Source organism: Streptomyces nidicola, from assembly GCF_050106155.1.
Lineage (GTDB): Bacteria > Actinomycetota > Actinomycetes > Streptomycetales > Streptomycetaceae > Streptomyces.
Map to the genome: position 1 here is coordinate 2,772,443 of NZ_JBNBPI010000001.1, position 26,133 is coordinate 2,798,575.

General features: G+C 69.2%; 22 protein-coding genes. 7 read left to right on the plus strand and 15 right to left on the minus strand.

What is annotated here, in order from left to right:
• The first annotated feature begins 88 nt into the window (after nt 1–88).
• Nucleotides 89–1,093, plus strand: a complete 1,005-nt coding sequence (locus ACOKM3_RS12585; protein WP_426899946.1) for a glycosyl hydrolase — start codon at nt 89–91, stop codon at nt 1,091–1,093.
• Here the strand turns inward: ACOKM3_RS12585 and ACOKM3_RS12590 are convergent.
• From ACOKM3_RS12590 to ACOKM3_RS12605, 4 genes are all read right to left on the minus strand, one after another.
• Nucleotides 1,083–2,147: a LacI family DNA-binding transcriptional regulator gene (locus tag ACOKM3_RS12590; RefSeq protein ID WP_426899948.1), complete on the minus strand. Its 1,065-nt coding sequence runs from the start codon at nt 2,145–2,147 to the stop codon at nt 1,083–1,085. The genes ACOKM3_RS12585 and ACOKM3_RS12590 overlap by 11 nt on opposite strands.
• Nucleotides 2,144–3,013 carry a carbohydrate ABC transporter permease gene (locus ACOKM3_RS12595; RefSeq protein ID WP_426899950.1) on the minus strand — a complete coding sequence of 290 codons (870 nt, stop codon included), beginning with the start codon at nt 3,011–3,013 and terminating at the stop codon, nt 2,144–2,146. Before ACOKM3_RS12595 ends, ACOKM3_RS12590 begins: the two co-directional genes overlap by 4 nt.
• The gene (locus ACOKM3_RS12600) at nt 3,010–3,924 is read right to left on the minus strand and encodes a carbohydrate ABC transporter permease (RefSeq protein WP_426899952.1); all 915 of its coding nucleotides are present in this window, start codon (nt 3,922–3,924) and stop codon (nt 3,010–3,012) included. Before ACOKM3_RS12600 ends, ACOKM3_RS12595 begins: the two co-directional genes overlap by 4 nt.
• 99 nt (nt 3,925–4,023) lie before the next feature.
• Nucleotides 4,024–5,346 (minus strand): ABC transporter substrate-binding protein, encoded by a 1,323-nt coding sequence (locus ACOKM3_RS12605; RefSeq protein ID WP_426906777.1) that lies wholly within the window; start codon nt 5,344–5,346, stop codon nt 4,024–4,026.
• A 225-nt stretch (nt 5,347–5,571) separates the two neighbouring features.
• Between ACOKM3_RS12605 and ACOKM3_RS12610 the strand changes: the two genes are divergently transcribed.
• Both ACOKM3_RS12610 and ACOKM3_RS12615 read left to right on the plus strand, forming a co-directional pair.
• On the plus strand, nt 5,572–7,974 hold the full coding sequence (locus ACOKM3_RS12610; protein ID WP_426899954.1) for a glycoside hydrolase family 2 protein: 2,403 nt from the start codon (nt 5,572–5,574) through the stop codon (nt 7,972–7,974).
• Nucleotides 7,971–8,999: a LacI family DNA-binding transcriptional regulator gene (locus ACOKM3_RS12615; protein ID WP_426899956.1), complete on the plus strand. Its 1,029-nt coding sequence runs from the start codon at nt 7,971–7,973 to the stop codon at nt 8,997–8,999. The genes ACOKM3_RS12610 and ACOKM3_RS12615 overlap by 4 nt, the downstream gene beginning before the upstream one ends.
• On the opposite strand, the gene ACOKM3_RS12620 is transcribed toward ACOKM3_RS12615, so the two are convergent.
• Both ACOKM3_RS12620 and ACOKM3_RS12625 read right to left on the minus strand, forming a co-directional pair.
• Nucleotides 8,962–11,025, minus strand: a complete 2,064-nt coding sequence (locus ACOKM3_RS12620) for a hypothetical protein (RefSeq protein ID WP_426899958.1) — start codon at nt 11,023–11,025, stop codon at nt 8,962–8,964. The genes ACOKM3_RS12615 and ACOKM3_RS12620 overlap by 38 nt on opposite strands.
• Nucleotides 11,026–11,077: 52 nt before the next feature.
• Entirely contained in the window at nt 11,078–12,319 is a 1,242-nt protein-coding gene (locus ACOKM3_RS12625) for an ATP-grasp domain-containing protein (RefSeq protein WP_426899960.1), read from the minus strand.
• 391 nt (nt 12,320–12,710) lie between these two features.
• Between ACOKM3_RS12625 and ACOKM3_RS12630 the strand changes: the two genes are divergently transcribed.
• Nucleotides 12,711–13,742 carry a helix-turn-helix transcriptional regulator gene (locus tag ACOKM3_RS12630; protein WP_426899962.1) on the plus strand — a complete coding sequence of 344 codons (1,032 nt, stop codon included), beginning with the start codon at nt 12,711–12,713 and terminating at the stop codon, nt 13,740–13,742.
• 13 nt (nt 13,743–13,755) lie between these two features.
• On the opposite strand, the gene ACOKM3_RS12635 is transcribed toward ACOKM3_RS12630, so the two are convergent.
• A complete protein-coding gene (locus tag ACOKM3_RS12635) occupies nt 13,756–15,087 on the minus strand; it encodes a class I SAM-dependent RNA methyltransferase (RefSeq protein ID WP_426899964.1) in 1,332 nt (443 codons plus the stop codon).
• Between the two features lie 122 nt (nt 15,088–15,209).
• Nucleotides 15,210–17,255: an APC family permease gene (locus ACOKM3_RS12640; RefSeq protein ID WP_426899966.1), complete on the minus strand. Its 2,046-nt coding sequence runs from the start codon at nt 17,253–17,255 to the stop codon at nt 15,210–15,212.
• A 281-nt stretch (nt 17,256–17,536) separates the two neighbouring features.
• Here ACOKM3_RS12640 and ACOKM3_RS12645 point away from each other — a divergent pair, with 281 nt between their 5' ends.
• Both ACOKM3_RS12645 and ACOKM3_RS12650 read left to right on the plus strand, forming a co-directional pair.
• Nucleotides 17,537–18,205: a potassium channel family protein gene (locus ACOKM3_RS12645; protein WP_306318136.1), complete on the plus strand. Its 669-nt coding sequence runs from the start codon at nt 17,537–17,539 to the stop codon at nt 18,203–18,205.
• The gene (locus tag ACOKM3_RS12650) at nt 18,205–18,876 is read left to right on the plus strand and encodes a potassium channel family protein (protein WP_266715002.1); all 672 of its coding nucleotides are present in this window, start codon (nt 18,205–18,207) and stop codon (nt 18,874–18,876) included. The genes ACOKM3_RS12645 and ACOKM3_RS12650 overlap by 1 nt, the downstream gene beginning before the upstream one ends.
• Before the next feature lie 108 nt (nt 18,877–18,984).
• Here the strand turns inward: ACOKM3_RS12650 and ACOKM3_RS12655 are convergent, their stop codons facing one another.
• The 7 genes from ACOKM3_RS12655 to ACOKM3_RS12685 form a co-directional block, all read right to left on the minus strand.
• On the minus strand, nt 18,985–19,755 hold the full coding sequence (locus ACOKM3_RS12655; protein ID WP_426899968.1) for a DUF3159 domain-containing protein: 771 nt from the start codon (nt 19,753–19,755) through the stop codon (nt 18,985–18,987).
• A 3-nt stretch (nt 19,756–19,758) separates the two neighbouring features.
• The gene (locus ACOKM3_RS12660) at nt 19,759–20,169 is read right to left on the minus strand and encodes an OB-fold nucleic acid binding domain-containing protein (RefSeq protein WP_426899970.1); all 411 of its coding nucleotides are present in this window, start codon (nt 20,167–20,169) and stop codon (nt 19,759–19,761) included.
• A 64-nt stretch (nt 20,170–20,233) separates the two neighbouring features.
• Entirely contained in the window at nt 20,234–20,917 is a 684-nt protein-coding gene (locus ACOKM3_RS12665; protein ID WP_267068905.1) for a response regulator, read from the minus strand.
• A complete protein-coding gene (locus ACOKM3_RS12670) occupies nt 20,914–23,529 on the minus strand; it encodes an ATP-binding protein (RefSeq protein WP_426899972.1) in 2,616 nt (871 codons plus the stop codon). The genes ACOKM3_RS12665 and ACOKM3_RS12670 overlap by 4 nt, the downstream gene beginning before the upstream one ends.
• A gap of 178 nt (nt 23,530–23,707) precedes the next feature.
• Nucleotides 23,708–24,472 carry a DUF3710 domain-containing protein gene (locus tag ACOKM3_RS12675; RefSeq protein WP_426899974.1) on the minus strand — a complete coding sequence of 255 codons (765 nt, stop codon included), beginning with the start codon at nt 24,470–24,472 and terminating at the stop codon, nt 23,708–23,710.
• Between the two features lies 1 nt (nt 24,473).
• Nucleotides 24,474–25,037 carry a dUTP diphosphatase gene (gene dut / locus ACOKM3_RS12680; RefSeq protein ID WP_426899976.1) on the minus strand — a complete coding sequence of 188 codons (564 nt, stop codon included), beginning with the start codon at nt 25,035–25,037 and terminating at the stop codon, nt 24,474–24,476.
• Nucleotides 25,034–25,618: a PaaI family thioesterase gene (locus ACOKM3_RS12685; protein ID WP_266714996.1), complete on the minus strand. Its 585-nt coding sequence runs from the start codon at nt 25,616–25,618 to the stop codon at nt 25,034–25,036. Before ACOKM3_RS12685 ends, dut begins: the two co-directional genes overlap by 4 nt.
• Before the next feature lie 58 nt (nt 25,619–25,676).
• Here ACOKM3_RS12685 and ACOKM3_RS12690 point away from each other — a divergent pair, with 58 nt between their 5' ends.
• Entirely contained in the window at nt 25,677–26,126 is a 450-nt protein-coding gene (locus tag ACOKM3_RS12690) for a DUF3093 domain-containing protein (protein WP_426899978.1), read from the plus strand.
• The last annotated feature ends 7 nt before the right edge of the window (nt 26,127–26,133 follow it).

Genomic DNA, 26,133 nt, shown 5'->3' on the forward strand with positions numbered 1-26,133 from the left:
GCGGCGCAATCCATTGACGCCCGCCGGAATTCCCGCCACCGTCTTGGCGACAAGCATTCCGCCCCTTCCCGAGAGCTGGGACCCCCTCATGAAGAGAATCAAACACTGCGTCGCCTTCTTGGCGGCGTCCGCGGCCATCGCGGCGGGCCTCTCCGCCTGGCCCGCGACCGAATCCGCGCAGGCATTCCCGCCGAGCTCCAAGCAGACCGTGCTGAATTACTTACGGTCCGTTTCCGGGAATCACATCATTTCCGGCCAGCACAACAAGGAGCCCGCCACCTCACCCGGCGCGTACACGCAACAGGTGAAGGACGTCACCGGCCAGTACCCCGGCCTGTGGGGTGGCGACCTGATGTTCAACGCCACCGACGTGGCGAACCGGCAACGCGTGATCGACCAGGCCAAGACCGAGTGGAAGAACGGCTCGCTGGTGGCCCTGACCTGGCACGTCTGCCCGCCGACCGGAGGCAGCAGCTGCGCGTTCGAGGGTGGCGTGAAGTCGAACATCTCGGACGCGCAGTTCTCTCAGCTCGTCACCGAAGGCAGCGCGCTGAACACGGCGTGGAAGAAGCGCCTCGACGAGGCGGTGCCCTACCTCAAGCAATTGAAGGACGCGGGAGTCCCCGTGCTCTTCCGCCCGCTCCACGAAATGAACGAGTCGTGGAACTGGTGGGGGAACCGTCCGGGCACGAATGGCAGCGCGCGCCTGTACCAGATCACGCACGACTACCTGGCCGACACCAAGGGTCTCGACAATCTGATCTGGGTGTGGAACGTGCAGGACAATCCGGCGGGCGGCTGGAGCAGTTACTACCCCGGCAGCCAGTATGTCGATGTCGTGTCCCTCGACGCCTGGTACAAGAATTACCCGAGTTCCGCCGACTATCAGCAGATGCGGAGCATCGCCGGAACGAAGCCGATGGCCATCGCGGAAATGGGCAGGATGCCCAACGCCGCACTGCTGACGAGTCAGCCGCAATGGGCCTGGTTCATGCTGTGGTCCGAGCAGCTGCGCGGGAACAACACCAACGCCGAGATCCAGTCGACGTACTTCCACCCTCGCGTCCTGAACCAGGGTGAACTCACCCTGTGACTCTCGCCCCCACGCCCCGCGGCGGCGCGCTGCTGCCGCGGGGCACCAGCACGGGCGGCGCGACGGGCTCCGACGAAGGGTTGCGGCGGTGGACGACGTCGAAGAGGCGGCGGGTGACATCGGCGCCGAACGCGAAGACGTCGTGGCTCATGGCCGACAGGTCCGGGTGGGTGAGCCGGCACAGCCGGGAGTCGTCCCAGGCGATCAGGCTGACGTCCGCCGGGACGCTCAGGCCCAGTTCGGCGGCGACCGCGAGACCCGCGACCGCCATGATGTCGTTGTCGTAGACGATCGCCGTGGGCCGCCGCGCGGAGGCGAGCAGCCGACGGGTCGCACGGGCGCCCTGCTCGCCGGAGAAGTCGGTGGTGACGTTGCGGGCCGGTTCGAGGCCGAGGTCCGCGACGGCCTGGTTCAGCGCGGCGGTTCGGATGCCGGTGTGGCCGAACGCCGGATGGCCGCCGACCCGGGCGATCCGCCGGTGCCCGAGCGCGGCGAGATGGCGCACCGCCTCCCGTACGGCGGTCTCGTCGTCGGTCCACACCGAGGTGTAGCCGCCGGTCAGTGACGGATGGCCGACCGCGACGGCCGGGAGGCCGATCGCGCGCAGGGCGGCGATCCGGGGGTCGTCGTGCTGGATGTCGACCAGGATGGATCCGGCGATCCGACGGGAGCGCCACCACTGCCGGTGCACGGCGATCTCCCGCGCGGTGTCGCGCACCAGGTGGAGGAGGAGCGAGCAGCCGTGCTCCTCCAGGACCGACTCGGCACCGGAGATGAACTCCACGTAGAACGGCTCCAGTTGGAGCTGCCGCGCCGATCGCGCGATGACGAGTCCGACGGTGTCCGCGGCGCCGGTCGCCGCACCGGACAGCTTGCTCGGTGTCCGATGCGGCGACCAGCCCAGTTCGTCGACCGCCGCCATGATGCGGGTCCGTGTGGCGTCGGAGAGGCCGGGGCGGTTGTTGTACGCGAGGGAGACCGCGCCCCGCGACACCCCGGCGCGGGCCGCGACGTCGGTGATCGTGACGCGCCGTGCGGGCGGCGGGCCGGTCATTTCGTGGCACCGGCCGCGAAGCCGTTGTAGATGTAGCGCTGCAGGAACAGGAAGACGAGCAGCGTCGGCAGGATCACGAGGATCGCGCCGGCGGAGATGTCCTCCCAGTGCGCGCCGAACGGCCCCTTGAACCGGAACAGCGCGGTGGAGATCGTCCCCTTGTCCTCGGAGGGCATGTAGAGGAACGGGATGTAGAAGTCGTTGTACGTCGTGATGCCCTTGACGATGACGACAGTGGCGATGGCCGGCTTGAGCAGCGGCAGGATGATCTTCCGGTAGATGGTGAAGGTGTTGGCGCCGTCGATCCGGGCGGCCTCGTCGAGCGAGGTCGGAATGCCCCTGATGAACTGCAGGAAGATGTAGATCGAGACGATGTCCGTCCCCATGTAGAGCAGGATCGGCGCCCAACGCGAGTCGAACAGGCCGAAGCTGTTGACCACTTGGAAGGTCGCGACCTGCGTCGTCACTCCCGGCACGAGCGTGGCGAACAGGAACAGCGCCATGACCGTCTTCTTCAGGCGGAACTGGAAGCGGTCGATCGCGTAGGCCGTCATCGAGCCGATGAGAACGGTGCCGGTGATCGAGAACAGCAGGATGAACGCCGTGTTCCCGAACGCCATGAGCATCTTGCCGTCGCGGAAGGCGGTGACGTAGTTGGACAAGTTCAGCCAGTCGTCGGGCAGGCTGAACGCCCCTCCGCCCTCCGTGAGTTCGTGCGAGGACTTCAACGACGTGAGCAGTACGACGACGAGCGGGACGAGGACCACGAGGGAGGCGACGACCAGGGAGAGATAGGTGAGCACCGTGCCGACGCGCGGCCGCCTGCGGGCGGTGGCGGCCCGGTCCACTACAGGTAGAGCGGTCATACGAGGTCCACCTTTTCGTCGGGCACAAGGCGTCGCTGGATCCACGTGATCAGCAGGATGATCAGGAGCAGCACCACGGCGCAGGCCGAGGCGAGCCCGGTCTTGTTGAACTGGAAGGCGAGCTTCACCGTCTGGACGACGAAGGTCGACGTTCCGGTCGCGCCGCTGGTCATGATGTACGGGATCTCGAAGACCGCGAGCGAGCCGGAGATCGCGAGAATCACGCTGAGGCTGAGCACCGGCTTGATGCCCGGCGCGATGATGTGTCGGAACTGCTGCCAGCGCGAGGCCCCGTCGAGCTGCGCGGCCTCGTACAACTCCCCCGGGATCGACTGGATCGCGCCGAGGAACAACACGAAGTTGAGTCCGGTGAACCGCCACACGGACACCCCCGCGAGCGAGGTGTTCGCCGACTCCGCGTCACCGAGCCACGCGTGGTCGCCGCCGGCCCCGAACCACGAGAGCACCGAGTCGAGGGTGCCGCCGTCCTGGAAGAAGTACAGGAAGACGAAGCCGATGGCGACGCCGTTGATCAGGTAGGGGAAGAACAGGATGCCCTTGAAGAGGTTCCGGAAGCGCAGATCGAAGCTGAGCACCGTCGCGAAGTAGAGCGCGATCACGATCTGCACGGCGGACGCGGCCAGGTAGTAGAAGCTGACGAAGAACACCCTGAACAGCTCGGGCCGCGTGAAGAGTTGGGTGTAGTTGTCGACCCCGGTGAAGTTCCGTTCGGGGCTGACGCCGTCCCAGTCCGTGAAGCTGTAATAGATCATGTTGCCGACCGGGACGTACGTGAACGTGATCAGCAGCGCGAGCGGCACGAGAAGGAACAACCACGGGGTGACCACTTTCAGCCCCTGCGGCGTTCGAGCAGGCTTTTCAACCCACGGCGGCGATTGAGCAGCGGGCATTTCAAGCCCCTGCGGCGATTGAGCAGCGGGGCCCGGGGCAGAGCCCCGCGACGTAGGCCCGGCCGACGCCGAACTGAACTTCGCATCGGAACCCATCACTCACCCACCCGCAGCCGCAGACGCCTCGGCCCACCGCTTGTCGAGCTCGTCGAAGTACCCCTCCAACGACCCCTTCTGCGCCCCACGCGCGATGTCGACGAGCTTCTGCCGATAGTCCTGCTTGCCGAGCCCGATCTCGGCCGCGTTGTCGATCGCGTTGACCTGCCCGGTCTTCGCCTCCGAACGCTCGATGTACCTGACATCGTTGTCCTCGTACGGCTTGAGCGTCACCGGCATCGGCGCGGAGCGCACCGCGGAGACGGCGCCCTCCTTGGCCGCGTAGCCGGACTTCTCGGTGAACCAGTCGAGCCAGGCGCGGGCGGCGGCCTTGTGCTCGGAGTGGACGTTCACGGCCTGTTGGTAGTCGGAGAGCAGGGTGGCGCAGAACTTGCCGTCCTTCTGGACGGGGAAGGGCATGAACCCGATGTCGTCGGGGTTCTCACCCGCCTTCTTCGCGGCGTCCTGCATCTGCGTGACGGCCCAGGAGCCGAGCAGCATGCTCGATATCTTCCTCTTGGCCAGCAGGTTCTTGGAGTTCTCCCAGTTGGTGGTGGTCGGGTCCTGCTCGGCGTACTTGTCGTGGACGATGTCGTACAGCAGCGTGTCGATGACGTTGAGGTCGCTGCCGGCGGCCCACGGCTTCTTGTCGCTCGCGAGCTTGTCGTTGGCCTTCACGTCGCAGCTCACCGAGCCGATGGAGTTGGACCAGGGGCTGCTCAGCGGCCAGCCGTCCTTGAAGTTCGTGTAGTACGGCACCGCGCCGGTCCGGCTCTTGACCGCCTTCAGGTCGTCGAGGAACTCCCGCGGCGTGGTGGGCCAGTCAGTGACGCCGGCCTTCTTCCACACGGCCTTGTTGTAGAGGAACCCGTTGGCCGTGCCGAAGCTCGCGACCCCGTACGTCTTGCCGCCCACGTCCGTCTTGTCGGTGAAGCGGTACTTCTTCTCCATGTCCGCGGTGTCGCCGAGCGGGGCGAAGAACTTGGGGTAGTCGTTCTTGCCGATGACCGCGGGGATCATCAGCACGTCACCGTAGTTCTCGGTGTTCATGCGGATCTTGATCTCGCCCTCGTAGTCGGTGATGCCCTCGAACTTGACCTTCACCTTCGGGTACGTCTTGTTGAACTCGGCGGCGTACTTCTTCATCGCCCCGCTCTGTACGAGGTCGGTGCGGTGGGTCAGGACGGTGATGGTGCCCGACACGTCCTTGGGGTCGGTCGGGGCCTTCGCCTCCCCGCCCGTCCCCGTGCTCCCTCCACTGCATCCGGCGGCTGCCAGCATCGCGGTGGTGAGCAGCGCGACGCCCATCGGCTTGCTCGGCTTCATCCTCATGTGCCCCACTCCTTCGAGGGTTTGACGGCTCCGGCCCAGCGGCTGACGGCACTATGGCAGCGAACTGTGAACCGGTAAAGGCCCTTGAAGCAGTCGGCCGCCAAATCGTCATCCACGAAGGGGACTAGACCGGTTCACTCAACCGGCGTTAGGTTGGCGCGGATCGCGAACTCAGGCCTGCTGTACGCCCGATGGGAACCGCACGATGGGAGCCGCACCATGAAGGACGCCGTCCAGCTCGGCGAGGGCTGGAGCCTCGACCACGACGGGACCGGGACCCCCGCCCGCGTCCCCGGCTGTGTGCACACCGACCTCTTGGCCGCGGGCCTGATCCCGGACCCGTTCCTCGGCACGAACGAGCACGAGATCGAGTGGGTGGGCCGGCGCTCCTGGACGTACACCCGCACGCTCGACGCCGAGCAAGTCCCGTACGATCGAACGGACTTGGTCTTCGACGGCATCGACACGGCGGCCCGCATCACCCTCGACGGAAAGCCGCTCGCCCGCACCCGCAACATGCACCGCTCGTACCGCTTCGACGTCACCGGCCGCTCCGGCGAACTGCGGGTGGAGTTCGCCTCCGCCTACGAAGAGGCCGACGCAGTAAGGGAGTTGACCGGCGAGCGCCCAAACGTCTATCCGGCGCCGTCCCAGTACATCCGCAAGATGGCCTGTTCGTTCGGCTGGGACTGGGGGCCCACCGTGGTGACGGCGGGCCTGTGGCGCCCGGTCCGTATCGAGCGCTGGTCGACCGCGCGCCTCGCACGGGTACGGCCGCTGGTGACGGTCGAGGGCTCAACGGGCCGTGTCGAGCTGCGGGTTGAGGTCGAGCGCACCTCGCAGGGCGCCGGGCGTCCACTGACAGCACGGGCCTCGGTGGCGGGCATAGAGACGCACGCGGCCTTCGAAGGAGACGCGGCGACACTCGTCCTGAACGTCCCCGACGTACACCTCTGGTGGCCCCGCGGATACGGGGAACAGCCGCTGTACGACATCGAGTTGACGCTGCTCGACGGGACGGAGGAGCTGGACACCTGGCAGCACCGGATCGGCTTCCGCACCGTCGAGATCGACCAGAGCGCCGACGAACACGGCACCGGCTTCACCTTCGTCGTCAACGGAATCCGCGTCTTCGCCCGCGGCATCAACTGGATCCCCGACGACGTCCTGCCCTCCCGCATCACCCCCGAGCGCTACCGCACCCGCCTCGCCCAGGCCGCCGACGCCAACGTCGATCTCGTACGCATCTGGGGCGGCGGCATCTACGAGGACGACGCCTTCTACGACGCCTGCGACGAGCTCGGCCTCATGGTCTGGCAGGACTTCCCCTTCGCCTGCTCCGCCTACCCCGAGGAGCAGCCACTGCGCGGCGAGGTGGAGGCCGAGGCCCGCGAGAACGTGGTGCGCCTCATGCCGCACCCCAGCCTCGTCCTGTGGAACGGCAACAACGAGAACCTGTGGGGCTTCCGCGACTGGGGCTGGGAGGACGAACTCGCGGGCGACTCCTGGGGCGAGGGCTACTACCTCGGCCTGCTCCCGCGCATAGTCGCCGAGTTGGACCCCACCCGCCCCTACACCGCGGGCAGCCCCTGGTCCGGCTCCTGGGACCACCACCCCAACGACCCCGACCACGGCACGTACCACTCCTGGGAGGTGTGGAACCGGCTCGACTACACCGAGTACCGGTCCGAAGTCCCGCGCCTCGTCGCCGAGTTCGGCTGGCAGGCACCGCCCGCCCTTGCCACCCTGCGCCGCGCCCTGCCCGGCGAGAAGCTCGCACCCGACTCCCCCGGCATGCTGCACCACCAGAAGGCGGAGGACGGCAACGGCAAGCTCCAGCGCGGCCTGGAACGCCACTTCGCCGCGCCCGAAGGGGACTTCGACCGCTGGCACTATCTCACCCAGGTCGTGCAGGCCCGCGCCGTCGCCACCGGCATCGAGCACTGGCGCGCCAACTGGCCGCGCTGCGCCGGCACCGTCGTATGGCAGCTCAACGACTGCTGGCCGGTCAGCTCCTGGTCCGCCGTCGACGGCGACGGCCGCCTCAAGCCCCTCCACCACGAACTGCGCCGGGTGTACGCCGACCGACTCCTGACACTCCAACCGGCCGTGGCGTCACCCGAGTTGGTGTTGTCCAACCTGGGCGCCGCACCGTGGGACACCACCGTCACCCTGCGCCTGATGCGCGCCGACGGGACCATGGCAGGTCAGACCCGGCTGCGGGCGACCGCGGGCGCGCGCGAGACGGTCCGCATACCGATTCCGCCCTCCGTGGTGCCCGCCGCGGGTTCGGCCAAGGAGTTCCTGGTCGCGGACGCGGACGGCTCGCGCGCGCTCCACTTCCCCGTACGGGACAAGGAGTTCGGCTACCCCGAGCCCCGCTTCACGGTCGTGACCGAGACCGTCGGCGGGGACCCGGATACAGTCGACGTCGTGGTGACCGCCGAGACCCTCCTACGCGACCTGCTGCTCCAGCCCGACCGCGTCTCCCCGCACGCGCACGCCGACCGCGGACTGGTCACGCTGCTGCCGGGCGAGCAGGCCCGGATCCGCCTCACCGGCGCCGGCGGCGCGGGAGCCAACGCGATCCGTTCCGCCCTCTTCTGCGTGGAACCGGCATGACCGCCCCGATCCGCAACGTCACCATCAAGGACGTCGCGGCCGCCGCCGGGGTGTCCAAAGGCGCGGTCTCCATCGCGTTCAACCACAAGCCGGGGCTCTCCGAGGCCACCCGCGAGCGGATCTTCGCCGCGGCTCGGGAGCTGGGCTGGGCGCCGAACTCCTCGGCGCGCAGCCTCTCCCGGCGCACCACGGACACGATCGGTCTCGCCCTGTGCCGCCCGGCCCGGCTGCTCGGCCTCGAACCCTTCTACATGGAGTTCATCTCCGGCATCGAGAGCGTCCTCGCCGAACACTCCTGCTCGCTCCTTCTACGCCTGGTCAGCAGCCTCGACGAGGAGATCGCGCTCCAGCAGACGTGGTGGCGCGAACGCCAGATCGGCGGCAGCGTCCTGGTCGACTTCCACCAGGACGACCCGCGCGTCGAATCGCTCTCCCGCCTCGGCCTCCCGGCCGTCGCGGTCGGCCACCCGGACCTCACGGGCGGCCTGCCCTCCGTGTGGACCGACGACGCCACCGCGATGACGGAGGCCGTGCGCTACCTCGCGGCACTCGGCCACCGCAGGATCGCCCGCGTCGGCGGCCCGGCCGACCTCGGGCACAGCGCGATCCGCGAAGAGGCGTTCCAGTCGACGCTGCGCGGGCTCGGCCTCGACACCGGCCTGCACCTCAACACCGGCTTCGCGGACGAGGAGGGGGCCCGCGCCACGCGCTCGCTCCTGCTCCGCCCGGACCGGCCGACCGCGATCGTCTACGACAACGACATCATGGCGGTGGCCGGGCTCGGGGTCGCCGCGGAGATGGGGGTGGCGGTCCCCGACGACCTGTCGCTGCTCGCCTGGGACGACTCCCAGCTCTGCCGCCTCACCCACCCCACGCTCTCCGCGATGAGCCACGACGTGCACAGCTTCGGGGCCCAGGTCACCCGCGTCCTCTTCGACATCATCGCGGGCCACCCGGCGAACCCGGGCCCCGTACCGACGCCTTCGCTCACACCTCGGGGGTCGACGGCGCCACCACGGGCGTGACGGGCCCTTCGACGGCCTGCAACATCCCCGCGGGCAGCCGGTCGTTGCCCCAGCTGCGCTCGATGTAGCCGATGATGCGCGCGACGTCCTCGGCCGGCACCCGCTCCGGCTCGCCGTGCTCGAGCGGGTCGGCGTGGAAGATGTACAGCCGCGAGGCGAACTGGTCGAACGGCAGTGAACCCTCGCCGAACCGCTCGCCGTTGCCCGCGGTGGAGACGACGACGCCGTCGCCCCAGTCCTGGCCGCTGTCGTTGTTCGGGTTGTAGAAGTACACCCGCATGACGTCCTGCGGGTCCGGCGCGACCCGCAGGATCGTGATCGCGTGCCAGCCGACGTAGCGGGCCGCGCTGTCGGTGACGGCGACACCGGCCGGCTGCGGATGGATCAGCGGCTGCTCACCGTTGTAGAACGGGTGGTAGCCGGCGTGGAACTGCCGCAGGAACTCGTCGAGTTCGACCAGGTTCCCGGTCGCGACGTCCACGTTGATGTGGAACCCGCGGGCCGTCCACCAGCCGTGGAACTCGGGGTTGACCCACCGGTGCGGGTCCCCCGGCCGGTCGACGCAGCGCCGCCCCATCTCGGCGTAGATCCGGTCCAGATGGGGCACCACGAGCAGCGACACGGGGTCCAGGTCCGTCGGCAGCGTGCTCGCGACTCCGGCCCCGCTGTCCTTCGACGAGATCGGCTGACCCTCGAAGTGCATGAGGATCTCGTCGTCGCGGGCCGCCCAGACCACCACTTGCAGCAGGTAGTCCGGGTCGTTGTAGGCCCACATCGACAGCGCGCGGGCCGACTGGCAGGTGGGGTTGTCGCCCTGGCCGACGCCGAGCGGCAGGCCGAGGACCGAGAGCACCCCCGCGACCAGGCGCGCCCGCGGCCCCGGCGTGTCGCCGAAGACCGTCGTCAGCCGTTCGTGGGCGACCGGGGAGAGTTCGAGTGCCAGTTGGCGCCAGAGCGCGGGCACCACCGGCGGCTCGTACAGGATGCCGCGGTCGAGCAGCAGCGCGAGGCCGTAGACGCACTGCGCGGTCCCCGGGTGCACGGCCACCTCGATCAGCCGGTGCACCAACTGGCTGTAGCGCATCAGGCAGTTGCGGCCGGTGTCGGAGAGGCCGAGCGCCTCCCCGACGAGGTAGAGGTGCTCGCTCTCGCTCAGCAGGAACCGGAGCAGTTCCGCGTGGTACGGCGACACCAGGCCGGTGTCGTGCATCGCCCGCGCGAACCCCGTCGCCTCGTACTGCAGGCCGACGGCGTCCATCGCCTCAAGCCGGGAGCGGAAGACGTCGAGACCCGGGTCCTCCCGGCACGCCTCGGTGGTCCCGAACAGGCTGGAGATGAGCCGGTCGATGCCCTGCCCCGACGACACGCCGAGAGCGACGTCCGGGTCGTTGCGGTAGATCGAGATCCGGGTGATCAGGGACTGCGCCGCCTCGACCTGGATCGGACGCTGGCGCAGGATCCGCCAGATCTCGTCCACCAGCTTGTCCAGGACGGTGTCGTACCCGATCTCGTCCGCGAGGTGGCGGAACAGGTCCCGGACGAGCTGTGCGGTCCTGCCCTGCTGGACCCGCTCCGCCTCGGTGGGCGTGTTGAACAGCGACTCCAGGTTCGCGCCCAGCACTTGGGACAGGAACTGGCGGGCGTCCTCGGCGGGCAGCGTCGGATGCGCGAAGTCGCCGCGGGCGACGGCGAGCATCCGCAGCTCACTGGTCGCCTCCATGACGACGGTGTCCGCGTCCCCGCTGTGCAGACCCGGGCCGACCAGCGCCGGAATCAGGATCTCCGGTGACGCCCAGTCCGTCCCCTGGAAGAGTCCGGCTTCCTCGAGCGCCTGCGCCCTGGCCTGGACCGCCGCGGCGCCGCCCGGCTGTACGAGCACCCGCCGCAGTGCTTCCAGGAGCCGCCGCAGCTTCGTGTGCTTGCCGAAGTCACGGGTCTCGGCCATGGCCTGGATGGCGTCGTCGAGTGAGGCCACGCGCTTCTCCAGCGTCGTGGCCCCACCGTTGGCGTCGGCGGTCGGTTTCAAAGGGTTTCCCTCGGGTTGGCCTCCTGCGTCCACACGGTCGTCAGGGCGGCCGTCAGACGTAGAAGTCGAGCTCTTCCTGCTTCTTCAACAGGTCGCGCATTCGGTAGGGGTCTTCACCGAAGAAGTACACCAGGCCCCAGTGGGTTCCGAACGCCGTCCTTTTGGTCACGGTCTCTTCGAGCGGCGTCGAGAGGTCGTGCGACTCGTAGTAGTCGTCGTCCTCGGTCTCCTCCGGGATCTCCAGTTCGCTGACGACCCGGCGGCGCGGGTAGACACCGAAGCAGCCGGCGACGCCGGACGCGTCGACGACCTCGCGCGGGAAGAAGGCGTCGATCTCCTCCTCGGTCGTCTTCGGGTCGAAGGCCAGCACCAGCGCCTGGTACGCGTTGAAGCCGTATGCCCGCTCGAGGAGTTCGAACACCTTGAAGCCCGGCGGCCGGTAGGCGACCTCGCCGAAGTACATCTCGCCGTCACTGGTGACGAAGTACTCCGGGTGCACGAAGCCGAACTCGATGTCGAAGGTCTTGATGAGCTTCTCGATCTGCGCCGTGATCTGCGGGCGGTAGCGCTCCAGTTCAGGGGTCGCCGGCACGAACACCGAGTATCCCAGCGTGACGTACTCGGAGATGTTGAGGAACTTGATCTTCCCGTTGTGCACCCACGCCTCGACCGCGAACTCCCAGCCGTCGAGGTGGGATTCCATGAGGACGGGGAACTCCTCGTCCGGAATCGAGTCGATCTCGTCCGGGGTGCGGATGACGCGGTGCCCGAGGCATCCCGCCTTGTCGAACGCCTTGAGGTGGATCGGGTCGTTCGGGTCGCCGTCCAGCTTCAGCAGCGTCTGATTGACGCGCTTGAGGAAGCGGATCACGTCGTCCCGGTCGTGCGCCTCCTCGAAGATCCCGACCCGGATGCCGCCGAGTTGGGCGCGGCGCTTCATCAGCGCCTTGTCCCGCAGCAGCATCGCCTGCCCGTACAGCCGCGGATTCCCCAACAGAACGGAGTTGATCGCCCCCGCCCACTCGACCGTCTCCTCGTACAGCGGGATCGCGACGTCGACGCCCTCGTTCTGCAGCGTCTCGGCGATCTCCACGGAGCGGTCGTTGAGCCGCTCGAAATTCCACGGCACGTACGGGATGTCGTGCTCGACGCAGTACTCCTCGGCCCACTCCGGGGCCACCACGACGTATCTCCGATCGAACCGGTCGAGGGCTTCCACCGCGTTGAGACTCCAGCCAAGAAGAGCTACGTAGCCCTTGTCCGGGTTCCTGGTGACCGGTTCGCGCTGCGGCATAGACAGTTTCTCCTTCGGCGCGTGCGCCCATCGGGGGTGTGGCTGGCACGCCTTCCCGACGATCCGACACACAAACGCCGACCTTGATCCTGTCCGGCCGTCCTCGCCTACGGTCCTGAGTCCCCGTCAGGACCGTAGGCACCAACGCCACTTCAGCGCGACGTCCCGGGCACAGGGTCCTGGAACCCGGGACGCCGGCCGCAGCGTCACGGGCGACACGGGTCGTCCGGCACCGCGGAAGGGCAGGCAACTGCCTCTATGGAAAGCTAGTTACCGGTGCCCGAGGACATGATCCGGTTGGCACATGCAGCGGTCCTCTAAACGCAGCTGATTGACCGGTGCCGACGAGCTCGGTGAGGAGCTTGATCAATGGGACGGCAGAATTCCACAAATGCCGAACGATTCTGTGCCTGAGTCCGGCGGGAACGTGCATCGGGTGTCGGCCCGCCGAGCCGATTTCGCCCGCCCCGTCCAGCTCCGCACCTCTGACCTGGACGAGGCCCGCCAGGTCATCCGTCACAACTTCTACCCCAACGTCATCGACCTGCTCCAGCCATCAGCCACGCTCACCGGGCACTTCGCGATAGGCAGGCTCCGCGGTATGACGCTCGGCACCCTGCAGTTCGGCGCGGACCTGTGCATGCGCTTCGGCGAACTGGGGGCGTACCACGTGGACGTGCCGCTGTCCGGGTCCATGGCGTGGCACCAGGGACATCTCGATCCCCTCCTGGCCACCGTGCAGGAAGCCGCCGTCTTCCAGCCCGGCCACAACACGGTGCTGGACCGGTGGAGCGGAGACTGCCGGCTGCTCGCGGTCAAGATCGAACGCCCCGAACTGGAACTCCAGTTGGAGCGTCTGCTCGACGCCCCGGTCCAGTTGCCTCTTCGGCTGAAACCCGCCATGGACATCGCGCACGGCCCCGGGCGCGGCTGGGCCCAGCTGGTCCGTACGGCGGCGGAAGACGCCCAGACGTCCCAGGGGCTCATCCGTCACGAGCTGCTGGCCGACCGACTGCGCGAGGCGCTGGTGATCGGACTGCTGCTGGCCGCTGATCACCCCTACCGCGAACAACTGGCCCGGCCGGTCGCCCCCTGCCGTCCGACCCCGGTCAAGCGGGCCATCGACGCCATGGAGGCGCACCCGGAGCGTCCGTTCACCGTGGCGGGCCTCGCGGAGATCTCCGGGGTCGGCATCCGGCAACTGCAACAGGGGTTCCGCCAGTACGTCGGAATGCCGCCCACGGACTACCTCCGCCGGATTCGGCTGGCCCGGGCCCACGAAGAGCTGCGCTCGAAGGAACCGGGCCAGGAGACCGTCACCGACGTCGCCTACCGCTGGGGCTTCACCCACCGCAGCAGATTCGCCGCCGCCTACCGCCAACGCTACGGCGAATCACCTTCGACGACCCTGCACAGGACGTGACGCCCGAATCCGCCTACGCCCGGCCCTTCTCGGCGGGCTCCAGGATCGCGACGCACTCCACGTGGTGCGTCATCGGGAACAGGTCGAACGCCCGCAGCGTCCGCACCCGGTACCCGCCCTCCTGGAAGTACGCGAGGTCGCGCGCGAGGGCGGCCGGGTCGCAGGCCACGTAGGCGATGCGGCGGGCGCCGAGCGTCGTGAGGTGGGAGACCGTCTTCTTGCCGGCGCCCGCGCGCGGCGGGTCCAGGACGACGAGGTCGACCTCGGAGATGCCGGTGCGCGGCAGGACCGCCTCGACCTTGCCCTGCTCGATGCGGACCCGGTCGAAGGCCTCCAGGTTGCGCCGGGCGTCCTCGACCGCGCGCTTGCCGGACTCGATGCCGAGCACCGCGCCCTTCTCGCCGATCCGGTCCGCGAGCGCGCCCGCGAAGAGGCCGACGCCGCAGTACAGGTCGAGCGCCATGTCGCCCTTGCGCGGCAGCAGGCCCTGCATGACGGCGCGCATCAGCGTGTCCGCTGCCTTCGGGTGCACCTGCCAGAAGCCGCCGCTGCCGACGCGGTACGTACGGTCGTCGGCGCGCTCGCGCACGAAGGGGCGGCCGTGGACGCGGTGCACGCCGCCGTCCTTCTCCTCGACCCGCATCACGGAGACCGGCTTGTCGAGCTCGACGATCGGCAGGCGGGCGCCCGGCTTCGGGGCGAGGATCACCTGGCGGTCCTGCGAGCCGCTCGCAGCGATCGCCTCGACCGACTCCATGCCGGACCAGTCGCGCTTCTCGATGCCGAGTTCGGACACGCCCTCGGCGGCGATCATGCAGTGCTCGATCGGCTCGACCTCGTGCGAGCGGTGCCGGCGCAGGCCCGCGTTGCCGTCGGCGTCGATTGCGTACTGGACGCGCGTGCGCCACTGCGGGACCTCGCCCGACGGGAGCTTGTCGCCCTCGGCCGGCATGACCGTGCCGTCCCAGCCGGCCTCCTCGGGCGTGAGGCCCGCGAGGCGCTGCAGCTGCTCGGCGATGACCTCGCCCTTGAGGCGGCGCTGCGCGCCGGGCTTGGCGTGCTGCCAGTCGCAGCCGCCGCAGCGGCCGGGGCCCGAGTAGGGGCAGGGCGCCTCGACGCGGTCCTTGGACGCCTCGATGACCTGGACGGCGTCGGCGCGCAGGAAGCGCGCGCCCTCCTCGCCCTCGGTCACCCGTGCCACGACCCGCTCGCCGGGCAGCGTGTGCCGGACGAAGAGGACCTGGCCCTCGGCCGTGCGCGCGATGCAGTGACCGCCGTGCGCGACGGGGCCGACCTCGACCTCGTACTCCTCCCCCACCAGTGACGTCGTCGGTTCTGCCTGCATGGCGGGGCTCCAGTACGTAAGGGGGAAGATCTTCGATGCCGCGGGCCACGGAAAAGCGGCCGGACAACAGCCGTCCAGTTTACGTGGCTGTCGCCCGGCCGCTCACCACGACCACGCGCTCCTTACTTGGAGCTGGGCTCCTTCGGGCGCTTCTCGACCGGACCGCGTCGCACGGCACCCGGCGCGCTCCACTCGGACCGCCTGCGGGCCCGCTTCTTCGCGGCCTCGGAGGACTCCAGCTGGTACGGGACGGAAGTCACCATGATGCCGGGAGTGAAGAGCAGTCGCCCCTTCAGCCTGAGCGCGCTCTGGTTGTGCAGCAGGTGCTCGTACCAGTGGCCCACGACGTACTCGGGGATGATCACGCTGACCGCGTCGCGCGGGGACTCGCGGCGCAGGTTCTTCACGTACTCGATGATCGGCCGGGTGATTTCCCGGTACGGCGAGTCAAGAACCTTGAGCGGCACGTCAATACCTCGACGCTCCCACTCGTCCCTCAGCGTCTTCGTCTCTACTGGATCAACATTGACGCTCAAGGCCTCAAGGGTGTCCGTGCGCATCAACTTCGCGTACGCGAGCGCCCGCAGCGTCGGCCGGTGGATCTTCGACACGAGGACGAGGGAGTGCACGCGCGAGGGGCGCACGCTGTCGTCCGTCGGTGTCTCCGGCGCGGCGATCTCCTCGGCGACCCGGTCGTAGTGCTTGCGGATCACGGTCATCGTCACGAAGAAGATGCACATGCCGAGCAGCGCGACCCACGCGCCGTGCGTGAACTTCGTGAGGAGGACGACCACGAGGACCAGGCCGGTCAGGAACGCGCCGAACGTGTTGATCGCACGGGAGCGGATCATGTGGCGGCGCTTTGCGGGGTCCCGCTCCGTGGCCAGGTGCCGGTTCCAGTGCCGCACCATGCCGATCTGGCTGAGCGTGAACGAGACGAACACGCCCACGATGTACAGCTGGATCAGGCGCGTCGAGTCGGCCCCGTAGATGACGACCAGGAGGGCCGCCGCGCCCGCCAGCAGCACGATGCCGTTGGAGAACGCGAGACGGTCGCCGCGGGTGTGCAGCTGGCGCGGCAGGTAGCGGTCCTGGGCGAGGATCGAGCCGAGCAGCGGGAAGCCGTTGTACGCGGTGTTGGCCGCGAGGAAGAGGACGAGGGCGGTGGCGGCCGCGAGGACCAGGAACATGAAGCTGCCGCCGCCGAAGACGGCCTCGGCGACCTGCGAGATCACCGGGTCCTGAACGAAGCCGGAGCCGACCGCGGCACCGTTGTGGATCAGGTCCTTCGCCGGGTTCTCCGCCATCCGCACGTCGGTCACGAGGGCCAGCACGATGATGCCGCAGAACATGGTGACGGCGAGGCCGCCCATCAGCGCGAGCGTGCTCGCCGCGTTCTTCGACTTGGGCTTGCGGAAGGCCGGGACACCGTTGGAGATCGCCTCGACGCCGGTGAGCGCCGCACATCCGGAGGAGAAGGCGCGCAGCAGCAGGAAGACGAGCGCGATGCCCGCGAGGCCCTGGTGCTCCGCCTTGATGTGGAAGTCGGCGGTGGGCGCGTGCATGGCATCGCCGAGGACGAGCCCGCGGAACGCACCCCAGGCGATCATGATGAAGACGCCGGCCACGAAGACGTACGTGGGAATGGCGAAAAGCTTCCCCGACTCCTTCACACCGCGCAGATTCATCAAGGTGAGCAGCACGATCACGGCGACCGCGCACAGCACCTTGTGCTCGATCACGAACGGGATCGCGGAGCCGAGGTTCTCGATGCCGGACGAGATCGACACGGCCACCGTCAGGACGTAGTCGACGAGCAGCGCGCTCGCGACGGTGAGGCCGGCCTTCGGCCCGAGGTTGGTGTTCGCCACCTCGTAGTCGCCGCCGCCGCTCGGATAGGCGTGGACGTTCTGGCGGTAGGAGGCGACGACCGTGAACATCAGCACGACGACCGCGACCGCGATCCAGGGGCTGAAGTGGTAGGCCGACACGCCCGCGATGGAGAGGACCAGCAGGACCTCGCCGGGCGCATAGGCCACGGAGGACAGCGGGTCGGAAGCGAAAACGGGGAGAGCGATGCGCTTCGGCAGGAGCGTTTCTCCCAGCCGGTCGCTGCGCAGTGCGCGCCCGATCAAGATCCGTTTGGGCACGTCGGTCAGTTTGGACACGGAGAGGATCGTAAGCGTTCGAACGGGGGGCCGCCCACCCACCACCCCCATTCAGCTTCGTGCTGTGCGCCACGCCTGCGCGGATGTGTCCACGGACTGTCCACCGACGCGAAGGGGGAGATCTCTTACAGAGCCGATACGGTGGTCCAGAGCGCGAGCCGCACAGCAGCCCGCATCGTGCCCGAGATCGAGCCGCACCGGCTGGACCATCCCGCGAGAGAGAGCCATGAGCAGGACGTTTACGCAGGTCAGAAGGCCTATGAGGAGTGCGGGGTAGGGCCGTGCATATCGTGATCATGGGCTGTGGCCGAGTAGGGTCCCAACTCGCCCAGACCCTGGAGCAGCAGGGCCACACGGTCGCCGTGGTCGATCAGGACCCGACGGCGTTCCGTCGCCTGGGTTCGGGTTTCGGTGGCCGTCGGGTCACCGGAGTCGGTTTCGACCAGGACACCCTGCGCGAAGCGGGCATCGAGGAGGCCGGCGCCTTCGCCGCGGTCTCCAGTGGTGACAACTCGAACATCATCGCCGCCCGCGTGGCCCGCGAGATGTTCGGTATCGAGAACGTGGCGGCGCGCATCTACGACCCCCGTCGCGCGGAGGTCTACCAGCGCCTGGGCATCCCGACGGTCGCCACGGTCCGCTGGACCGCCGACCAGATGCTGCGGCGTCTGCTGCCGTCCGGCGCCGAGCCGCTGTGGCGCGACCCGACCGGCGGCGTGCAGCTCGCCGAGGTGCATGCCTCGGAGTCCTGGATCGGCCAGAAGATCAGCCGCCTCCAGGAGGAGACCGGCGTGCGCGTCGCGTTCCTGACCCGGCTCGGCGAGGCGATCCTGCCGACGTCGCAGACGGTGCTGCAGGAGGGCGACCTCGTGCACGTGATGATGCGCACGGACGACGTCGAGAAGGTCGAGGCGGCGTTCGCCGAGGGCCCTGAGGAAGGCGGTCACTGATGAGGGTCGCCATTGCCGGAGCCGGAGCGGTCGGTCGTTCGATCGCGGGTGAGCTCCTGGAGAACGGTCACGAGGTCCTCCTCGTCGACAAGGCCCCGACCGCCATCTCGGTCGAGCGCGTCCCGCAGGCGGAGTGGCTGCTCGCCGACGCCTGCGAGATCACGTCCCTGGACGAGGCGGCGCTCCAGCGCTGCAACGTGGTGATCGCGGCCACCGGCGACGACAAGGTCAACCTGGTCGTCTCGCTGCTCGCGAAGACCGAGTACGGGGTCCCGCGGGTCGTCGCCCGCGTCAACAACCCGAAGAACGAGTGGCTGTTCAACGAGTCGTGGGGCGTGGACGTGGCCGTCTCGACGCCGCGCCTCATGTCGGCGCTCGTCGAAGAGGCGGTCAGCGTGGGCGATCTCGTCCGCCTGCTCCGCTTCAGCCACGGCGACGCGAACCTGGTGGAGCTGACCCTCCCGGAGGAGTCGGCCCTGGCCGGCACGCGGGTCGGCGACGTCCAGTGGCCGCAGGACACGTCCCTGGTGACGATCATCCGCGGCACGCGCGTGCTGGCCCCCAGCGCGGAGGACTCCCTGGAGGCGGGCGACGAGCTGCTGTTCGTCGCGGCGCAGGCGCGCGAGGAACAGCTGGAGGACCTGCTGTCGGTGCGGCGCGAGGACGCGTAACGCTCTGCTTCAGGCAAGCCACAAGGAGGCGGCCCCGAGCTCTTGGCTCGGGGCCGCCTCCTTGTCGTTCGCGAATCGTTCGCGGGGCGTCCTCGGGTCGTACGAGGGTCAGACCTCGCGGCGGTGCCGCGCCCGCCCGTGCTCGGCACCGGCGGCCTGAGCCTCCTCGCGCTCGGCCTTCTCCTGCCGCTCCTTCTCCTCCATCTCCGCGAACACGTCGATGGGCGCGGGCGCCTTCGCCAGGAACACCCAGGTGAGCCAGACGGCCAGCAGGAACGGCGGGATCTTCAACGCGACGAGCACCCAGCCGAATTGAGTCGTGTCGCCCCACCAGTACAGCGGGAACAGAATCGCGCACTTGGCCAGGAGGATCAGGCCCCAGGCCCAACTCGCCTTGGCGTACGCCTTCTTGCGGCCGGGGTTGCGGGTGCGCCAGGAGAGGTTCTCCTTGAACACCGGCCCGAGGATGAGCCCGATCAACGGAACACCACACAAGGTGGTCACGATGTACGCGAGCGCGAGCCCCAACGTGTAGAGCATGCCCGGCAGATAGAAGTCCTTGGCGTTGCCCGTCATCATCGCGAAGACGACACCGAAGGCGACACCGAAGACGCCGCTGAAGGCGTGCTTGACGGTGTCCTTCATGACGAGGCGCACGACAACGAGGACCAGGGACACCGCGAGGGCCGCGATGGCCGACATGTGCAGGTCCTTGTTGACCGTGAAGATGCTCACGAAGAGGAGGCCGGGCAGGACGGTCTCCACCATGCCCCGCACGCCGCCGAAGGCCTCGAAGAGCGCGGCCTCGGTCACGGACTTGTCCGTGACTCCGTCCTGGCCTGTGGATTCGCGGTCGGTCGGCTTGTCGAGGGACGTCACCGGCTACTCCCGTCCGAGCGGTCTGAGTTCGTACTTCGGATTGAACAGCACCCTACGGCCCCGACTCATCGAGATCCGTCCCGAAGCTATGAGTTTGCGCCCCGGCTCGATCCCGACGATCGAGCGCCTGCCGAGCCACACCACGTCCACCGCGGCCGAGCCGTCGAACAACTCCGCCTCCAGCGCGGGAACTCCGGCGCGTGGTCGCAGGGTTACCGTGCGCAACGTACCAGTAACGGTGACCATTTGTCGGTCCGAACAGTCGCCGATGCGCGTGCAGCCGGTGGTCTCCGAGTCCTCGCGCAGCTCCTCCGACTCCAGGTCCTCCTGGGAACTGGACAGCCTGTCGAGCATGCGCCGGAACCGGCCCGCCGGCTTCTCGGACTCCCTGTCGGAACGCGGAACAGCACTCATACTCGAAGCGTACCTGGGCCCTGTGACAGGGTCGTACCCGCTGGTGTACCGGCTTTCGCGGGGCTCACCGCTCGAATCGGTACCCCATCCCCGGTTCCGTGACGAAGTGCCGCGGATGCGAGGGATCGGTCTCCAACTTGCGCCGCAACTGCGCCATGTACACCCGCAGGTAGTTGGTCTCCGTCCCGTACGAGGGCCCCCACACCTCCTGCAGCAGCTGCTTCTGGCTGACCAGGCGTCCCGTATTGCGCACCAGGACCTCCAGGAGATGCCATTCGGTGGGCGTCAGGCGTACGTCGTGCCCGCCCCGGTTGACCTTTTTCGCGGCCATGTCGACCGTGAAGTCCGCGGTCTCGACGATCCCCTCGTCCTCGGTCCCGCCCGTGGGTTCCGCCCGCCGCACGGCCGCCCGCAGCCGGGCGAGGAGCTCGTCCATGCCGAAGGGCTTGGTCACGTAGTCGTCGGCGCCCGCGTCGAGCGCCTCGACCTTCTCGTCGGACGAATGCCGCGCTGACAGCACGAGGATCGGTACGCGGGTCCAGCCGCGCAGCCCCTTGATCACCTCGACGCCGTCCATGTCGGGCAGGCCCAGGTCGAGGACGATCACGTCGGGGTGGCGGGCGGCGGCGAGCTGCAGCGCCTGCGCCCCGTCCGCGGCGGCATCCACCTCGTACTTGCGCGCCTTCAGGTTGATGACGAGGGCGCGGACGATCTGCGGCTCGTCGTCGACCACGAGCACCCGGGTCATGCGTGCCTGCCTCTCTGGGGTCCAGCTGCCTGTCCGGCTGCTTGTCCGGCTGCTTGTCCGGCTGTCCGTACGGCCTCCGGGGCCGTGTCCGGGGTGGTGCGGGTCGCGGCCCGCAGGGTCAGGACCATGGTGAGCCCGCCTCCTGGAGTGTCCTCCGCGCCGAGCGTGCCCCCCATGGCCTCCGTGAAGCCGCGCGCCACGGCGAGCCCGAGGCCCACACCGGCGCCGCGCGGAGCGTCACCGTAGCGCTGGAATGGCGCGAAAATCCGGTCCTTGGCCTCGTCCGGGACTCCGGGCCCGCGGTCCACGACGCGCAGCTCGACGCGGTCGCCGAGCGTGCTCGCGGAGACGAGGACGGGTTTGTCGGGCGGGCTGTACTTGACCGCGTTCTCGACGACGTTGGCGACGGCCCGCTCCAGGAGCCCCTTGTCGACGCTGACCATGGGCAGCGTCTCGGGCACGTCCAGGTCGACGTTGAGATCCGGGTCCGGCACGCCGACCAGCGCCATCGGCACGACCTCGTCGAGGTCGATCTCGCGGATGAGCGGGGTGACGGTGCCGGTCTGGAGGCGCGACATGTCGAGCAGGTTCCCGACGAGGTGGTCGAGCCGGTCGGCGCCCTCCTCGATCCCGGCGAGCAGTTCCGCCTGGTCCTCGGGCGACCAGTCGACGTCCTCGGAGCGCAGGGACGACACCGATGCCTTGATGCCCGCGAGCGGCGTGCGCAGATCGTGCGAGACGGCGGCCAGCAGGGCCGTACGGATGCGGTTGCCCTCGGCGAGCGTGCGTGCCTGGTCGGCCTCGGACTGCAGGCGCTGGCGGTCGAGCACGACGGCGGCCTGCGCGGCGAACGCGGCGAGCACGCGCCGGTCCTCCGCGGGCAGCACGCGCCCGGTCAGGGCGAGCGCCAGGTGGTCCCCGACCGGCATGTCGACATCGGCGTCCTCGGGCCGGCCGAGGGACTGCGCGCCGACGCTCGCCGCGCAGGTCCACGGCGCGGTGTCGCCCTCCCGCTCCAGGAGCGCCACGGACTCCATCGCGAAGGTCTCCCGTACGCGGTCGAGCAGCGCCTCCAGGCTTGTGTCGCCGCGCAGCACGCTGCCCGCCAGGAAGGCGAGGATCTCGGACTCGGCGCGCAGCCGGGCCGCCTGGTGGGTGCGCCGGGCCGCCGTGTCGACGACCGAGGCGACGGACACCGCGACCCCTACGAAGATCACGATGGCGACGATGTTCGTGGGGTCGGCAATGGTCCACAGGTGCAGAGGCGGCGTGAAGAAGTAGTTGAGCAGTAGTGAGCCGAAGGCCGCGGAGGCCAGCGCCGGCAGCAGCCCGCCGACCAGGGCGGCCGCGACCGTCAGCGACAGGAACAGCAGCATGTCGTTGGCGAGGCCGAGGTCGCTGTGGGCGTGCGTGAGGACCAGCGCGAGCAGCGCGGGGCCGCCGACGCCGGTGAGCCAGCCCCACACGATCCGGGACCGGCCGAGCCGGGCGCCGCGGGCGACGGGCAGTCCGCGCCCCTTGGCGACCTCGTCGTGCGTGACGATGTGCACGTCCAGGTCGGGCCCGGACTCGCGGGCGACGGTCGCGCCGACGCCGGGGCCGAACATGTACTGCCAGGTCTTGCGCCGCGAGGAGCCGAGGACGATCTGGGTGGCGTTGACGCCGCGGGCGAACTCCAGGAGGGCGGCGGGGATGTCGTCGCCGATGACGTGGTGGAACGTGCCGCCCAGGTCCTCGACCAGGGTGCGCTGGACGGCCAACTCCTTGGGCGAGGCGGCGGTGAGGCCGTCACTGCGGGCGATGTAGACCGCGAGCACCTCGCCGCCCGCGCCCTTCTCGGCGAGCCGCGCCGCGCGCCTGATCAACGTACGGCCCTCGGGGCCTCCGGTCAGGCCGACGACGATGCGCTCGCGGGCCTGCCAGGTGGAGCGGATGTTGTGCTCGCCCCGGTACTCCTGGAGGTACTCGTCGGCCCGGTCGGCGACCCACAGGAGCGCCAACTCCCGCAGCGCGGTGAGGTTTCCGGGGCGGAAGTAGTTGGAGAGCGCCGCGTCGACCTTGTCGGGCTTGTAGATGTTGCCGTGGGCCATGCGGCGGCGCAGCGACTGGGGCGACATGTCGACGAGTTCGATCTGGTCGGCACGGCGGACGACTTCGTCGGGGACCGTCTCCCGTTGACGTACACCAGTGATCGAATCAACCACATCGCCCAACGACTCAAGATGCTGGATGTTGACGGTCGATATGACGTCGATGCCCGCACCGAGCAGTTCCTCGACGTCCTGCCAGCGCTTGGCGTTGCGCGAGCCCGGCACGTTCGTGTGGGCCAGTTCGTCGACGAGGGCGACGGATGGGGCACGCAGCAGTACGGCGTCCACGTCCATCTCGTGGAAGACCGTCCCCCGGTACGCGAGCTCTTTGCGCGGGATCTGCTCCAGGCCGTGCAGCATCACCTCGGTGCGCGGCCGGTCGTGGTGCTCGACGAACGCCACCACGCAGTCCGTGCCCCGCTCCACCCGGCGGTGCGCCTCGGACAGCATCGCGTACGTCTTGCCGACGCCCGGTGCACTGCCGAGGTAGATCCGTAGTTTCCCGCGCGTCCCGCGTCCCATGGCCTCATTGTCTTCCCGTGACTGCTCCACGCAGCGTCGAGCCTACGGCCTGCGATCTGCGCAAATGGGGCGGATGGCGGCCGGGCGGGTGGCCTTGACGCAACCCTGATGCACGAAACCGGGGCCGCGCACCCTCGAAGGATGCGCGGCCCCGGCCTCGTACGACGGTGTGAGCGCCTCAGCGGACCTCGGTGATCTCCGGGCCCCGCTGGAGCTGGCCCATGCCACCGGAGAAGCGGGAGGCCTCCTGGCCCTCGCCCTGGGAGCTCTCGGCGACCATCTGCGCGTCGTCGGGGAGCTTGAGGACGATCGGGTCGCGCGGGGCCATCGGGCCCTCGCCGCGCACCACGACGGTGTCGCGGAAGATCTGCTCCAGGAGGCCGGCCGCCTGCGGCTGCACGGCGCCCTGGCCCGAGATCACGCCGCGCAGGAACCAGCGCGGGCCGTCGACGCCGATGAAGCGCACGACCTGGAAACCGCCCGTGCCGTCCGGCAGCTGCACCGGCACCTGGGCCCGCAGCTCCCAGCCGAGCGGACCCTCGACCTCGTCGATCACACCACCCTGCTGGGTGATGCCGGAGGCGATCTCCTCGCGGACCTCGCCCCAGATGCCCTCCTTCTTGGGGGCGGCGAAGGCCTGCAGCTGGATCGCGCTGTCCTGGAGGACGACGGTCGCCGCGACGATCGCGTCGCCCGCGACCTCCACACGCAGCTCCATGCCCTCCACGCCGGGGACGAAGACTCCGCCCAGGTCCACCCGCCCCTCGCCGGGCTCGCGGACCTCGGAGGCGTCCCAGGGACCGTCGGGACGGGGCTCGGGCTCGAGCCGGACGCGGTCCGGCTCCTGCTCGTCCGTGTCCACGCTGCCGACGCTGTCGACGACCTGCTCGGCCTCGCCGGCCGCATCCTCGGCGGCGCCGTTCTTGTTACGACGTCCGAACACGTCACTGTCCTTCCCGGTCGGATACGACCGAAGCGTATCGATTCCCACCCTTTTGACCGTCCGTGCCGCTGCCGGCAACGGCCGGGCCACCCACGGCGGCGTGCCCGCCGGTGGACCCGAAGCCCCCTTCGGCCCGCACCGATTCGGGAAGCTCCGCGACCTCCTGGAAGCGGACCCTCTCGACCTGCTGGACCACCAGTTGGGCAATCCGGTCGAAGCGCTCGAACCGCACGCTCTCGCGCGGGTCGAGATTCACCACGATCACCTTGATCTCCCCACGGTACCCGGCATCCACCGTCCCTGGGGCATTCACCAGAGCCACGCCGCAGCGCGCTGCGAGGCCGGATCTGGGGTGCACGAAGGCCGCGTACCCCTCGGGCAGGGCGACAGACACACCGGTGGGCAGAACGACCCGCTCACCGGGGGCGAGTTCACACGCCTCGGTGGTCCGCAGATCGGCTCCGGCGTCACCGGGGTGCTCGTACGAAGGCAGCGGCACATCGGGGTCGACGCGCCGCACGAGCACGCCGAGTTCGCGGCCGGGACCGCCAGGGAAATTGCTCACGGGTTCACCTCGAAGGCGCGGGCGCGCCTGACCTGGTCGGGGTCGCTCATGGCCGCCTCGATCTCCTCCGGGCGGCCGTTCTCGATGAAGTGGTCGACCTTGACCTCGATGAAGAGGGCGTCGGCACGCACGGCCACGGGCCCGTCGGGGCCACCGATCCGGCCGGTCGCGGTCGAGTAGATCTTGCGGCCGGCGACGGCCGTCACCTCGGCGGACAGGAACAGCACCGTGTCCACGGGGACGGGCCGCACGAAGTCGGTCTCCAGGCGGCCGGTCACGGCGATGGCCTGGAGCAGCCAGTTCAGGGAGCCGAGCGTCTCGTCGAGCGCGGTCGCGAGGACCCCGCCGTGCGCGAGACCCGGCGCGCCCTGATGCGCGGGGCGCACGGTGAACTCGGCGGTGACGGTGACACCTTCACCGGCCCGCGCCTCCAGATGCAGCCCGTGCGGCTGCTCGCCGCCACAGCCGAAACAGTGTCCGTAGTGCGCGCCGAGGAGCTCGCCGGGGGCGGGCGCGTCAGGGTGCCGCACCGGGGCTATGGCGTCGGCAGGGGGCGTCAGAGCTGCTGAAGTACCACTCACAGCCGCAGACCTTACCCGCGCCCCCTCGCACCGCACGCATCGTGCCAAGCTAGACCCCATGGAGCTCTCGACGACGCCTTACGAAGAACGACTGACCGCGCCCCGGTCATGGTGGTTGATCACGTTCATGGTGGGGGTCGTCGGGGCCATCATCCTGCTGCCCTTCGGCCCGTTGCCGCTGCTCGGCGGCTTCGTCGGCGGCCTGCTCATCGCGGCCGTGATCACCAGTTCGTACGGCTCGGCCCGGGTACGCGTCGTCGCCGACTCGCTGGTCGCGGGCGACGCGAAGATCCCGCTGTCCGCCCTCGGCGAGGTGCACGTCCTGGACGCGGAGGAGGCCCGCGCGTGGCGCACGTACAAGGCCGATCCGCGCGCCTTCATGCTGCTGCGCAGCTATGTCACGACCGCGGTGCGGGCGGAGATCACCGATCCGTCGGACCCGACGCCGTACGTCTACCTGTCGACGCGCGAACCTGAAGCTTTGGCAAAGGCTCTGCGCCGCGCCTGAATTCTGA

Excerpts from the sequence above, each read along its gene's own strand:
- ACOKM3_RS12590 (WP_426899948.1), bottom strand. The coding sequence starts at position 2,147 with ATGACCGGCCCGCCGCCCGCACGGCGCGTCACGATCACCGACGTCGCG.
- ACOKM3_RS12625 (WP_426899960.1), bottom strand. The coding sequence starts at position 12,319 with ATGCCGCAGCGCGAACCGGTCACCAGGAACCCGGACAAGGGCTACGTA.
- ACOKM3_RS12615 (WP_426899956.1), top strand. The coding sequence starts at position 7,971 with ATGACCGCCCCGATCCGCAACGTCACCATCAAGGACGTCGCGGCCGCC.
- ACOKM3_RS12650 (WP_266715002.1), top strand. The coding sequence starts at position 18,205 with ATGAGGGTCGCCATTGCCGGAGCCGGAGCGGTCGGTCGTTCGATCGCG.
- ACOKM3_RS12595 (WP_426899950.1), bottom strand. The coding sequence starts at position 3,013 with ATGACCGCTCTACCTGTAGTGGACCGGGCCGCCACCGCCCGCAGGCGG.
- ACOKM3_RS12660 (WP_426899970.1), bottom strand. The coding sequence starts at position 20,169 with ATGAGTGCTGTTCCGCGTTCCGACAGGGAGTCCGAGAAGCCGGCGGGC.
- ACOKM3_RS12610 (WP_426899954.1), top strand. The coding sequence starts at position 5,572 with ATGAAGGACGCCGTCCAGCTCGGCGAGGGCTGGAGCCTCGACCACGAC.
- ACOKM3_RS12635 (WP_426899964.1), bottom strand. The coding sequence starts at position 15,087 with ATGCAGGCAGAACCGACGACGTCACTGGTGGGGGAGGAGTACGAGGTC.
- ACOKM3_RS12585 (WP_426899946.1), top strand. The coding sequence starts at position 89 with ATGAAGAGAATCAAACACTGCGTCGCCTTCTTGGCGGCGTCCGCGGCC.
- ACOKM3_RS12690 (WP_426899978.1), top strand. The coding sequence starts at position 25,677 with ATGGAGCTCTCGACGACGCCTTACGAAGAACGACTGACCGCGCCCCGG.
- ACOKM3_RS12600 (WP_426899952.1), bottom strand. The coding sequence starts at position 3,924 with ATGCCCGCTGCTCAATCGCCGCCGTGGGTTGAAAAGCCTGCTCGAACG.
- ACOKM3_RS12630 (WP_426899962.1), top strand. The coding sequence starts at position 12,711 with ATGCCGAACGATTCTGTGCCTGAGTCCGGCGGGAACGTGCATCGGGTG.
- ACOKM3_RS12605 (WP_426906777.1), bottom strand. The coding sequence starts at position 5,346 with ATGAAGCCGAGCAAGCCGATGGGCGTCGCGCTGCTCACCACCGCGATG.
- ACOKM3_RS12665 (WP_267068905.1), bottom strand. The coding sequence starts at position 20,917 with ATGACCCGGGTGCTCGTGGTCGACGACGAGCCGCAGATCGTCCGCGCC.
- ACOKM3_RS12670 (WP_426899972.1), bottom strand. The coding sequence starts at position 23,529 with ATGGGACGCGGGACGCGCGGGAAACTACGGATCTACCTCGGCAGTGCA.